We start from the raw sequence: 13,356 nt of genomic DNA on the forward strand, positions 1-13,356 counted from the left end.
GAACAACTCCACCATCACCGGATCGACCGCCGAGATCACCGCCACGCGAACACGATACCGACTGCCGCTCAACAACTTACGGGACAACCCTTAGGTGCACGTACGACATCCATCGCAATCGAGATCCTCGACGAGATCCATTGTGAACGCGACAACTCGGAGGTCAACGATGGTTGAAATCCAGACGAACGTCCGTCGCCCCCTTGCGGGGTTGAGAGTCGTCGAGTTGTCCAGCTTCGTCGCCGCTCCCCTCGGAGGAATGACACTCGCTCAACTCGGAGCCGAAGTCATCCGCGTCGACCCTGTGGGCGGGGGCCCGGACAAGGATCGCTGGCCCCGCACGGCCGATGGCCGAAGTCTTTACTGGTGTGGACTCAACAAAGGCAAGAAGTCGCTCACCGTCGATACGCACTCCGAATCCGGGCGAGAGATTGTTCGATCTCTACTCCGCATCGGCGGGCCGTCGTCTGGCATATTGCTCACGAACACCGTAGGCCGCTCATGGCTCGACGACGAACAGCTTCGCGCCGTCCGAGAGGACGTGATCGTAGTTCGCGTCGAGGGAAACTGGAAGGGACAGGCTGCTGTCGACTACACAGTCAACGCGGCGGTGGGATTTCCTTCCGTCACTGGACCGGAGGGGTTCGCAGATCCGATCAACCATGTGCTTCCAGCCTGGGATGTGACTTGTGGAATCTATTGCTCACTCGCTATTACGACCGCCGTCCTGAACCGGCGAACAACAGGACAAGGTGCCGATGTCCGGATTGCGCTGGAAGATGTAGCGCTCGCGACAGCTGGCAATCTCGGTTTTCTGAGCGAAGCTCAGGTCAACGGATCGAGCCGACCCAGGATAGGCAACCATTTATACGGTGGATTCGCTCGCGACTTCATCACCCGCGACGGGCACAAAGTGATGATCGTCGCACTCACCAAGCGGCATTGGAACGAGTTGGTCGGCGTAACGTCGCAAGCAAACGCGGTTACTGGACTCGAAAATTCTCTGGGAGTGGATTTCACCCGGGAGGACGACAGGTACACCTATCGTGAGATGCTTGCCGGACTTTTTCAGGTGTGGTTCGGAAACCAGACGACACAGGACGTGGAAGCCGCGTTGCGGCCGACATCATTGTTGTGGGCGCGATACCGCTCCTTCGACGAAGTCGTTGATCCCGCATCGACCGATGTGTGGAACAACCCCATGATGTCGATGCTGACCCAGCCCGGGATTCCGGCTCACCTCGCGCCTGGGTCCCCTATACGCTTCAATGACATGCCCCGCGCGGCCGATCGAGCACCCGAACTCGGTGCCCACAACCGAGAGATACTCACCACTCTCGTGGGACTCAGCGACCGTGAACTCTGTGAACTCGAACAAAAAGGAGTAATCGGTGGCACACCCTTCTGAAAACCGCTCACTCACAGATCTGTTCACATTTGCGGAAGGGCCGAGCTTCGACGACCTTCAAATAGGCGACACTTCTCCCCCAACTATTGGAATGACGCTTACCGATGGCACCGCGGCGCATCACCAAGCCATAGTCGGCGACCGCTTGAGGCTTGCGCTCGACGAAGAATTCGCTCTGCGTGTCACAGGCGGATCGCGAATCGCTCACCCGGCACTGGTCTGGGATGTCTCGATCGGCCAGTCGACCCTCTTCACCCAAAAGGTCAAGGCAAATCTGTTCTACCGAGGTCTATCGTTTCACACGGTTCCCCGCATCGGCGATACCCTGAGAACCACTACAACCGTGGTCGGCCTGCATTCGAACACCCCGAGGCCGAATCGCGCACCCACCGGCATGGCGCTACTCCGAATCGACACAGTCGACCAGCGAAATGACCCTGTCTTGTCCTACCACCGGTGCGCCATGCTTCCGCGCCGAAGTGACACGATCAGAGAAGAAGGCCCACGCGACGTATCCCCCACGCCCGCAAACGTTCATCTTGACCCGTACAAAAGATGGAGTATCGAACAACCGGACATAGTCGCGCCGGGGCGGCTGGCCGGGTTGGCCCCTGGATCGGTGCTGAATGTTCACGCAGGCGATGTCGTTACCAGCGCACCGGAACTCGCCAGGCTGACCCTCAACGTCGCTGCCGCGCATCATGATGAACGGGTAGGCGGTGGCCGTCGCTTGGTGTACGGCGGTCACACCGTGGGAATCGTGTTGTCTCAGGCGACGCGTGTCCTACCTGATATCGCAACAGTCCTCTCCTGGGAGCGCTGCGACCACATAGCACCCGTATACGAAGGCGACACCATCACGAGCAGCCACGAGGTCCACTCACTCCAATCGCGGGACGGATGGGTCATGGCGCGGATCAACTCGCAGGGGTTCGCGATGCGCTCGGGTACGTCGACAGAAGTCTTGAACTGGGTGTGGACAGCCTTGCTTCCAGCACTGACGAAATAGCATGTCCGCCGCGCCGCAGTGCTCGATTCGATAACAGCACCACTTCCGGCCTTGAGTGCGCTCGATTGCACCCTACCGGCGAAACAGCTACTCAAATATTTCCACCGGTTCTCAATCACTGGCCGAGAACTGTGGCGAAGGGGTCTCGAATGTTTTCCAAAGTTCTGGTTGCCAACCGCGGCGAAATCGCGATCCGAGGGTTTCGCGCCGCGTACGAATTAGGTGCCGCAACTGTGGCGATCTTTCCGTACGAGGACCGTAACTCGATTCACCGGTTGAAAGCCGATGAGAGCTATCAGATCGGTGCGCAGGGGCATCCTGTACGGGCATATCTGTCGATCGATGAGATCGTCTCGGTCGCGAAGAGGTCAGGCGCCGATGCGATCTATCCGGGCTACGGCTTCTTGTCTGAGAACCCTGAATTTGCGGCGGCGTGCGCAGCGGCAGGGATCACGTTCATCGGCCCTTCCGCTGAGGTGCTGGAACTGACAGGCAACAAGGCACGGGCTATCGCGGCGGCAAAGGCGGCCGGGCTACCGGTGCTGGTGTCGTCGCAGCCGTCTTCGAATGTCGACGAGTTGGTCGCGGCGGCCGAAGACATGGAGTTCCCCGTGTTCGTCAAGGCCGTGGCCGGGGGTGGCGGCCGAGGGATGCGTAGGGTCGAGGAACGGTCGGCGCTGCGGGAGTCGATTGCAGCGGCCGCGAGGGAGGCCGAGTCAGCATTCGGTGACGCGACTGTTTTCTTGGAACAGGCTGTGATCGATCCTCGACATATCGAGGTTCAGATCTTGGCGGACAACGAAGGCAACGTGATTCATCTGTTCGAGCGGGATTGTTCGGTGCAGCGCCGACACCAGAAGGTCATCGAACTGGCGCCGGCACCGAACCTCGACCCTTCTCTCCGTGACCGGATCTGTGCGGACGCCGTCGCGTTCGCGCGGCAGATCGGTTACTCCTGCGCCGGGACCGTGGAGTTCTTGCTCGACGCTCGTGGGAACCACGTCTTCATCGAAATGAACCCTCGCATCCAGGTCGAGCACACGGTCACCGAGGAGATCACCGATGTCGATCTGGTTCAGGCTCAGTTGCGTATCGCGGCCGGAGCGACGCTGATAGACCTCGGTCTGGACCAAGACACTGTCAAGATCCGCGGCGCTGCTCTGCAATGCCGAATCACCACCGAGGACCCTGCCAACGCATTCCGCCCGGATACAGGCCGCATCACAGCCTACCGGACACCAGGTGGCGCAGGGGTGCGTCTCGACGGTGGCACCAACCTTGGTGCAGAAGTGGGAGCCCACTTCGACTCGATGCTGGTCAAGCTGACCTGCCGCGGCCGGGATCTGGACGCTGCTGTCGCCCGTGCGCGTCGCGCCGTCGCGGAGTTTCGAATTCGTGGTGTCAGCACCAACATTCCCTTTCTGCGAGCCGTTCTCGACGACCCGGCCTTCCGGGCAGGTGAACTCACTACGTCGTTCATCGAGCAACGCCCCGCTCTGCTGACCGCACAGCGATCGGCGGACCGCGGTACCAGAATCCTCGAGTACTTGGCCGACGTCACTGTCAACAAGCCGCACGGAGAACGTCTTTCTCACGTGTATCCGCGAGACAAGCTGCCATCTCTCGATCTATCAGTGGCTCCGCCGCAAGGCTCGCGTGATCGGCTTCGGAAACTGGGGCCGGAGCGCTTCGCGCAGGCACTGCGTGAGCAGACCGCGCTCGCGGTAACCGACACCACCTTCCGCGATGCGCACCAATCGCTGCTCGCCACCCGCGTCCGCACCTCCGAACTTGTGGCTGTAGCACCCTACGTGGCCCGCTTGACACCTGAATTGTTATCGATCGAGGCATGGGGCGGTGCCACCTACGACGTCGCCCTGCGCTTCCTGCGCGAAGACCCGTGGGAACGGCTGGCGGCGCTGCGCGAAGCCGTACCGAACATCTGCCTGCAGATGCTGTTGCGCGGCCGCAATACCGTCGGATACACCCCGTACCCAGAGACCGTCACGCGGGCGTTCGTCCAGGAGGCCGTTGGAGTCGGCATCGACATCTTCCGAATCTTCGACGCGCTCAACAATGTCGACCGCATGCGTCCGGCGATCGAAGCCGTACTCGCGACCGGCACCGCCGTCGCCGAAGGCGCCCTCGCATACACCGGTGATATGACCGACCCGGCAGAAAAATTGTACACACTTGACTACTATCTGCGCCTAGCAGAAGAGATCGTCGAGGCCGGCGCACATGTCCTTGCGATCAAAGACATGGCCGGCCTATTGCGTGCCCCCGCTGCCGCTCAATTGGTCTCAGCACTGCGCAGCAACTTCGACCTGCCAGTGCACGTACACACCCACGACACCCCTGGCGGTCAGCTCGCCACTTATCTGGCCGCGTGGCAGGCTGGAGCCGATGCTGTCGATGGTGCGGCGGCGCCGCTGGCAGGGACCACCAGCCAACCCGCATTGTCGGCGATCATCGCCGCCACCGCCCACAGTAAGTTCGATACCGGTATCGACCTGAAGGCGGTATGTGACCTCGAACCGTACTGGGAGGCGCTCCGGAAGATGTACGTGTCGTTCGAATCCGGCATTCCAGCCCCCACCGGCCGCGGCTACACCCATGAGATTCCCGGCGGTCAACTTTCCAACCTACGTCAGCAAGCAATCGCTCTCGGAATCGGGGATCGATTCGAAGAAATCGAGGCAATGTATGCCGCTGCCGACCGGCTGCTCGGTCGATTGGTAAAAGTCACCCCTTCATCGAAAATCGTTGGAGACCTGGCACTGCACCTGGTGGGATCGAACGTCTCGGCCGCCGAGTTCGAGACCGATCCGGGTCGGTTCGACATTCCCGAGTCGGTCATCGAGTTCCTGCGCGGCGAGCTGGGCACTCCAGCCGGAGGCTGGCCTGAACCCTTCCGCACCAAGGCCCTCGCAGGTCGGAGTACCGCCAAGTCCGAAGCAGTGCTCGCCCCGGAAGACGAGAAGGGACTGTCGGGCTCGTCGAAGCAACGGCAAGCCACGCTCAACCGGCTGCTGTTTCCAGGTCCAACTGAGGATTTCGAGCAGCACCGCCAGAGATTCGGCGATACGTCGCAGCTGTCCACCTATCAGTTCTTCTACGGGTTGCGCCAGGGTGAGGAACACCGCGTATTGCTTGGTAGAGGCGTCGAATTGCTCATCGGGCTCCAGGCGATCTCCGAACCCGACGAGCGCGGCTTCCGTACCGTCATGTGCATACTCAATGGCCAGCTCCGGCCGGTGTCGGTGCTCGACCGGTCCCTCGCCAGCGAAATCCCGGCGGCAGAGAAGGCCGACAGCGAAGACCTCGGGCACATCGCAGCACCGTTTGCGGGGACGGTAACCGTTTTGGTAGCTGTGGGCAGCCAGGTGACTGTGGGAGATACGATCGCAACGATCGAAGCGATGAAGATGGAGGCCGCTATCACCACCCCCAGAAGCGGAACCGTCGCGCGCCTTGCCGTATCCGAGATCGCAGCTGTCGACGGCGGTGATCTTATCGCAGTTATCAGCGTCGATGGCCGATGAACCGGTCCTGACGCCTGCCCGACGCACTGGACGGTCCCGATGGCGTCGCAAACCTGGTTCGGCACGGCGGTTCGGTTCGCCCCGTTGTGGACCGGGCCGCGTAACGCTGTGCTTGCTCGAACGATCGTCCCGGCTCCTCAGGTATTGGCCCGGCGAGGTTGCCCGGTCTTCCGGACACCAGGAGTGAGGCGAGATACTCACCTTGGAAAGGTGTCCGGATGCCACCAGGGGTTCCGGCAGTGATCGCGCGGAAAACAACGACTGTCCTGAGCAGCCTGGAGCATCCTAGGCCGATGTGTGGGCTTCACTGTTCGGCCGCCGCGGGTTGATCGGGGCAGGCACCCCCAAGCGTTGCTCGATGGCGCTTGCCGCGATCAGGCACAGGTCTTCCCGATACATCCGGCCGATGACCTGAACGCCCTGAGGTAGCCCGCCGATCACACCAGCCGGAACAGCTACTGCTGGAACTCCTACCAGGGTCGTGGCCGTGCACAAGCGCAACGGGCTCATCATTCGCTGCTGCTCGTCCGCGTCGACCGGAACCGATGGTGGTGGCGGCAATTCGGTGTAAACCGGTCCGAGCAGTAGCGGATACCGATCCAGGAACTGCGTCCACACGCGCTGCACACCCAGCCTCGCGGCGGTCAGTTGAATGTAGCCGGACAGGTCTGATGGTGGTTGCCGACGCATCATCAGCTCCATGTGCAGGCGACTGGTTTTACTCAGCAGCGGCTGCAGTGTGGACCAGACCAAAGAGAATTCGGTGCTGATCAATCCGGAATAGACCGCCAGCGCTTCGGCCAGCGCGGGTACCTGCACTTCTTCGATCCGGTAGCCGGCATCGGCCAAGGCGTCTGCCGCATCGGCCAATCCGGCGCGCACGTCGGCATGCATTCGGTCACCATCGAGATCTGTCACCAGCCCGACCGTGACGGGGTCGCTCAGCGGCGGACCGTCCGGTGGTGCGGGAACGGCCCGGGGATCGTGCGCGTCGGCACCGGCGAGTACGTCGAAGGCCAGCCGTAGATCCGAAACCGACCGAGCGAGTGGACCGTCGACCGGGAACAGCTGTGACGCCAGTGTCGGTTCGCGACCACTGATCCGGTGGTCCGCGGCGAATCGGCCGTAGGTGGGTTTGAGTGCGGTGATCCCATTGAATGTCGCCGGATTGCGTAGCGAGCCACCAGAATCGTTGCCCAGCCCCAGCGGCGCCATGCCGGTCGCTACCGCTACACCGTCGCCACCACTCGTCCCACCCGGTGTCCGACCATCCGGATCCCATGGGTTGCGCGTATCGCCGTACAGCGTGCTCGTTGTGTGCAAACCGGCAATCGTGAGATCAGGCAGGTTGGTTCGGCCGATCGGAATCGCCCCAGCCGCGCGCAATCGGCGCACCGGCGGCGCATCGGTGGCGGCCACCAGGTTCCGCATGGCCGGCACACCCATCGTCGTGGCCGAGCCCGCGACATGGATGTTCTCCTTCACCGTGAACGGGACGCCGGCCAGCGCACCCACCGCTTCGCCCGCCGCGCGCCGCCGGTCGATGGCGCGTGCGGCATCGAGAGCGCCCTCGGCCAGCACGTTCGTTACCGCGTTCACTGCCGGGTTGACCGCATCGATCCTCGCCAGATGTGCTCTGACTACCTCGACCGCGCTGATCTCCCCCGCGGCCACGGCTGCGGCCACCTGCACGGCCGTCGCCTCGTATAAATGCTCCACAGGGCGCAATATACATAGCTGTATTCGGATACACTACTGAATATGAAGCAGCGTCTCAGCCGCGAGGAGAGCCGACAGCAGACCCGGGACCGGCTGCTCGACGCCGCCGCGGAGTTGTTCGCCGAACGGGGTGTCAACGGCACCTCGGTAGAGCAGATAGCCGAACGCGCCGGATACTCCCGAGGAGCCTTCTACGGCAACTTCGCGGACAAGCATGAACTCACACTCGAACTCCTCACCCGACGAACACAGCACGAGCTCGACGAAGTCGCCCGACTCGACCACACCAACCGGGAACCGTTGCGCGAGTTCAATCGCGCCCGTGCCCGCCACCTCGACGAATGGCTGGCACTGCGGCTCGAACTCGTACTCCACATCCTGCGCAACCCCCAACTACGATCACGTCTGGCCGAACGCGAACTCACCGCCCGCAACGCCATCGCCACCGGAATCACCCACGAATTACCGCATCCTCCCGCCGATCCCGCTTTCCTCGCGCTCATAGTGCACGCCCTTGAAGACGGCCTCCTGGTTCAGAAGCTACTGACCCCCGACGGGATCCTCGACGATATCGTCGTCGACGCCTACGATTTGTTGATCGCCGCATGGGCGGCATTGGCCGAGCAGGACTGCAGGCCAGCGCAATAACCCAGCGTTGAGCGGGATCGCGGTTCAGGCCGAAGACGATCGCCCAGGACTTCCCCGCCAAGCAACCCAGCGCAGTTCTCACGGATGTCAGCGAAGCCACTGTTCTGCCGCATGCCGCCGTGGGCGTGATGGGTCAGTAACGAACGTTTCCGACCCTCACCCACAGCGACCGGCGAAACCGCAGGTCAGCTGAACTTTACCCTTGGACGACGCACGACGCTCATATCTTCACTGCTGCCGCGGTCGAGGCCTCTTCTCGGTCGTTCCGAGTCGCAGCTTGGCCGCTTCAGCCCGAATCCCATTGACCCGGTCGTCGGGAACGAGTTTGATGATGTCGCCGCGCGACGTGATCGCCAATTTACGGAAAATTGCCGCCATCTGAGCATCGATGGTTTTGCCAGAGCTTCCCCGGCGGGTAGCTATCGCGGAGTTCGTCCAGCCTGCCGCCGCCAATGCCGCTACATCCTGCTCGGCGGCCGACAGCTCATGCCAGTGCGAGGGGGTATCCCGCCGGGCGGGATGGTGCATCGGAAGCCTGTCCACGGACAGTATTCCCAGTGCCAACTGCTGCACCTCGCTCAGTTCCGGGCGCAGGAGGGATCCTTGTCGCTGCCCGGCGGCAAATAGATCATGGCCGAGCACGCTACGGGCAACGTCCATCGCCTTGCTCGTTTCATCCGCGTAGGAGCCAAGATCGCCCCTATCGAAACCCAACGTCGCTCGCAAAGTCGCGGCCCCGCCGGCGAGTTGAGCGATTTCGGTCGCTAATGCCCGCAGCTCACTACGGTGAGCGGTCCCGGCCGCGTCCATCTCCCGCACAATTTGCGCCAACGACCACATGCGTATGTGCACTGTCCACAACTCACCCCAGTGGTCATGCGCCTGCAGATGATACAGTAGCGCGCTACGCCCGAGGTCCAGCGCCTCAGTGGGATTACCGTACTTCGTCAGGGTGATAGCTCGCGCCATCTCTGCCCACGCCTTCGCCCACCTCGCGCCGGATGCGGTAGCACGGTCGAGGTGTTTTCTGGTGATCTCCAGAGCTTGTTCCGCCGATCCCACGAATCCAGCAGACCACGCCTCGACATCTTCACTCCGGTCTTCACCCCCGTAGTCTCCCGATGCATGGAATTTTTCACCTGCTCGGAGGAATACCGTGAGCGCTCGGCAGTCGCGGCGGGATATTGCTAATTCAGCTGCCCAAAGGAATTCGACAGGAGCCGGCAGTCCGATGTCGATTTCTGGCTCCTCTCGCCACCCGTGTCGGGCTAGTGGGTCGGGAATCGAAGCGGTCACGCACTCTTCGAGTATCCGGCCGGCGTCGTCGTTCTTGCCTCGTAGTAGGTCCTGCCACCCGAGCATAGCCATGGCTTTGATTTGTAATTCGGTTGTCTGTGGTGCCGTCGACCGGGTCGCCTGTAGCGTGCGTTCGGTCCATCGGCGCATCTCGCGGAACGAACCTTTCACTATTGGCATAAAAATTAGGCTGGATGCGATCTCCAAGCCGACTGCCGGTTCACCCGAGGCCAAGCTGGTCTCGATCGCCCTGACAAGATTGTCCCATGACGCCCGGACCCAGTCCAACAAATCTTTCCCGGCTGGGCTGGATCTGTTTACCTGCGCTGCTGCAATTCTTTCGCGGTAGTATCGGCGATGGCGCTGCGCGAATATTTCACACTCGTTGCGTTGACGGGTGGAGCGTTCTTTCAGACGCCTCCCGGCGAAGACGCGAACACTCTCTAGGAGCGAGTAACGAACGGTGGTCGGCGTAATGTGGATAGTCACCAGCGACTGGTCGACTAGGCGTTCCAGGACACTTCCGACGTCCTCGGTCGGCAGGTGGGGCGAGGAGCCACTCGCCGGGATGGCATCTTCGCCGGGTGAGTCGTCCGCGCAGACGGCCTCGATGGCTTCCAAGTCGACGCCGACATCCACGATAGGATTGGATTCATCGTAGGGGTTGGTGTCGTACCCGGCAGCGAACACCGACATTCGGTCGAGAAGCACTTTCTCTTGATCCAGACAAAGGTTATAGGACCACTCGATGGCATCGCCGACCCCGCGGTGCCGCGGTTCTACCCCCACGCGGGGCCCGTGCCACCGCAGTCGTTTGTCGGTGGCATCACCACTGAGTTCCTGGATGATCATTGCCAACGGCTGCCGTGATAGCCGCGCCGCAGCTAAGCGGATATACAAAGGATGGTTGTGCATGTGACGGCAGATCAAGGCCACGTTGGCGATGTCGTCTCTGTCGATCACCGGCCTGCCGGTCAAAGCCGCCCGTTGACGGAACAAGTCCACAGCTTGCTGCCGCAGAAGGGCGGGCACCGGTTCCACGTGCTCGTCTATCCAACCGACGGCTTCACGACTGGTGGCAAGGATCGTCAATCCCGGCACGGCCTCCAACAAATCCGCGACAACTTGACCCGCGCCTTCGAGCACGTGCTCACAGTTATCCATCACGAGTATCGACGGCAGTGGCCGCCCAGAATCATCAGTCAGCGTGAGACTGTCGACCAGTGCATCCCACGCGGACCGTCCGGACAAGTCGGTGTCGACCACCGCGTGCGCAGCTTCCTCTTCGACGGCGTCCGCGTCGGATCCCTTGACCAAACGTGCTAGTCGGACCCAGTAAACCGGTGTTCGACGGGTCTTACGGAATCGGCGGACAGCCTCAGTGGCAAGTCGCGTTTTGCCGATGCCGCCAGGCCCGATCAAAGTGATCAACCGCGCCGATGACAGCAACAACTCGATAAGCCGGTCCAACTCCGTCTCCCGGCCAACGAAGCGATCCGTTGCCGCAGGTACATCCCCCGTCTGCGCCTGGCGCTGCGCTGACATACCACCAGAGCATAGTCGCGGTGTAAACCACTCGCCGTTGAATGGCACCGTCCACCTCTGTCGCTTCACCTACACAAGATCTAGACCTACAGTCCGTCGAGGCGAGAGCTGGCGGCGCGCAGGCACTGGACGCTGGGCGCGCCGGCCGAAGCGAGTGATTGCGGCTCAGGCAGCGATCGGCATCGAAGCCCCCGCCTGATCGCGACCCACTATTCCGCCCCCATTTGCCCCGTGAGAGAACTTCCGCGCGGATTGAGCCAGCCGGATACAGCTTTCCAATCCTCCGACGTCATTTGCGCATTATCCTTTGCTTTCAACACGACGCAGTGCATATGCCGGCGACGATGTAGGTCCATTTTCGAATGGAGTGTCCGGCCACACCTCGAGCAAAATATTTTCACCATTTCCTGACCACTCGACTGAGACTCGATTCCACGATCGTCGGACCGCTTCGCGCGGCGAGTAAGGTGCGCTCCAGGTTCGGCCACTTCATTGTGAACCGCTCGGCGCCGTTGCCGAACGACGGAGATTTGAAGTTCGTCACCACGAGACGCGGGCGAGCGACACCGCTTCCACATGAGGTGCGCATAAGGTGCGACAGCCTGCTCTTTCTCGGCCGATCGAACACCTCGGCGCGAGGACTTTATTTCAACGCGTGGTTCCTCATATCATTCCAGGCGTCAGCAGCGACAGCCATCCACTTCCGCTCCAACGCGACCGCTTTCAATGCCGGCCCCTTTCTTTCGACTTCATTTTCGGCATGGGCGGAAAAATCTACCAACTCCGACCAGCGTCGAAAGTCTACGATCAGACGCTCTTCAAACTTAGAGTCCATTTTCTACGCACCCGATTTCCGGATAGAATTTCGGATTCAATACTTTTCATTGCCGTCTAAAAGACGCTTCTGAATGACACTTCGTCAAACGGTGCACGCCCTCATCTGGCTTCCTCCCAGTGGTAGTTGAAGACGCCGAGCGCGCATCTCGGACACCATCTCCGCATACCCATCGCGTACCTGAGCGAGATGCAACCACGCCCGATACCGCAGTTCTACGTCCGTTGCATGTAAAGCTGTCCACCATGCGTTGGCAAAGGCCATGGCAATGTGGCTCAATACTTCACCTAGGGAGTGCGTGTGCATCCGGGCGCTTTTCATTCTCGGCACGTTTCTCACTGCCCACACGTCGATATCATTTACAACTCGATCTATCTCTGATCGCACTTCCTCGCAATCGCAGTTTCTTCGTCGCAACGCCGGATCGTTCCGGCGCGGTATCAGCTCAGCGTGCAGATCGGCGAGGTCTCGCATCCAGCCGACTACCGTGAGATCGCTCCGCAGTCGGCCTGAGAATGCCTGCAACAGTTGATCAGGCTCCAGCAATGGCACCCTCCAGCCCCGTAGTTCCTCAGGGTCCGGTTGCGCCACGCCGGGTGCATACTCGTTTCGGTACATCAGACACCTCCTCGTCCCTTTAGCTTGGTGCTGTAAGGGGGTGGCAGACATCAGGCGACCACGAGTTTTCTTCTAGCAGGATGCTCGATCTACCTACCTATGGCACAGAGGAGTCGGAGCGGTTGCCGGCGAGCGCGGCACATCACGCCGCTATGCTGCACGCAAAATGTGACCCCGTCCGGCACGAGGGCGGACGGGGTCTGTCGTCCCCCAACGAACGTCGTTGGGTTCCTCCCCACTACCTACTTGGCCGGTGCGACCGGCGGCTGGTTGACAGTGGCGAAGTACTGGATCGCGGCGCCGAGCGCCACCGGGGCGGTGACCAGGATCTGACCGGCGAGGGTGCCCAGCGCGCCGACGGCGACGATGCCGCCGAGGCAGCCGATGGCCGCCGCGGGGATGAACGGGCCGAACAGCCCGACGATGGTGGCGGCAGCGACGGTCGCGCCCGCGATGCCACCCAGGATGCAGCCGACGGCGCCGCCGCCGAGGCCGCCGACCAGGGTGCCGATCGTGGCGCCCATGGTGATGGTGCTGGTCATGCGGGTCCAGGCGGCCTGCTCACGGTCGTAGTCGTTCTTCCACGGCGCCTTGTCCTCGAACGGCAGGGCCACCGGCTTGTAGACCGCGTGCGCCAGGTCGAACTGCGGGGTCAACGTCGCGGTGTGATCGGCGACCTCGGCTGCGATCGGGAACTCGAACTCATCGACCCGGAAGGTCAGCGGCATGCCGG

The 13,356-nt window shown here is 61.7% G+C and carries 7 protein-coding genes; 4 read left to right on the forward strand and 3 right to left on the reverse strand.

Translation table 11 applies throughout. The annotated features are described in order from the left end of the window. The first annotated feature begins 169 nt into the window (after positions 1-169). From ACWEO7_RS35630 to ACWEO7_RS35640, 3 genes are all read left to right on the forward strand, one after another. Positions 170-1,408, forward strand: a complete 1,239-nt coding sequence (locus ACWEO7_RS35630) for a CoA transferase (protein ID WP_452429813.1) — start codon at positions 170-172, stop codon at positions 1,406-1,408. Positions 1,409-1,499: 91 nt separating this feature from the next. After that, the gene (locus ACWEO7_RS35635; protein WP_452429823.1) at positions 1,500-2,417 is read left to right on the forward strand and encodes an acyl dehydratase; all 918 of its coding nucleotides are present in this window, start codon (positions 1,500-1,502) and stop codon (positions 2,415-2,417) included. A 149-nt stretch (positions 2,418-2,566) separates the two neighbouring features. Beyond that, entirely contained in the window at positions 2,567-5,962 is a 3,396-nt protein-coding gene (locus tag ACWEO7_RS35640) for a pyruvate carboxylase (RefSeq protein ID WP_452429815.1), read from the forward strand. A 285-nt stretch (positions 5,963-6,247) separates the two neighbouring features. Here the strand turns inward: ACWEO7_RS35640 and ACWEO7_RS35645 are convergent, their stop codons facing one another. Further along, a complete protein-coding gene (locus tag ACWEO7_RS35645) occupies positions 6,248-7,681 on the reverse strand; it encodes an amidase (protein WP_452429825.1) in 1,434 nt (477 codons plus the stop codon). A 42-nt stretch (positions 7,682-7,723) separates the two neighbouring features. Here ACWEO7_RS35645 and ACWEO7_RS35650 point away from each other — a divergent pair, with 42 nt between their 5' ends. Further along, a complete protein-coding gene (locus tag ACWEO7_RS35650) occupies positions 7,724-8,329 on the forward strand; it encodes a TetR/AcrR family transcriptional regulator (RefSeq protein ID WP_452429817.1) in 606 nt (201 codons plus the stop codon). Between the two features lie 228 nt (positions 8,330-8,557). Here ACWEO7_RS35650 and ACWEO7_RS35655 read toward each other — a convergent pair whose 3' ends face one another. Both ACWEO7_RS35655 and ACWEO7_RS35660 read right to left on the reverse strand, forming a co-directional pair. Beyond that, on the reverse strand, positions 8,558-11,170 hold the full coding sequence (locus tag ACWEO7_RS35655; protein ID WP_452429819.1) for an AAA family ATPase: 2,613 nt from the start codon (positions 11,168-11,170) through the stop codon (positions 8,558-8,560). A gap of 1,695 nt (positions 11,171-12,865) precedes the next feature. Then, positions 12,866-13,356, reverse strand: a 491-nt coding sequence (locus ACWEO7_RS35660) for a hypothetical protein (RefSeq protein ID WP_452429821.1), incomplete at its 5' end; no start/stop codon positions are given.

The sequence above is a fragment of the Nocardia sp. NPDC004260 genome (assembly GCF_053603155.1).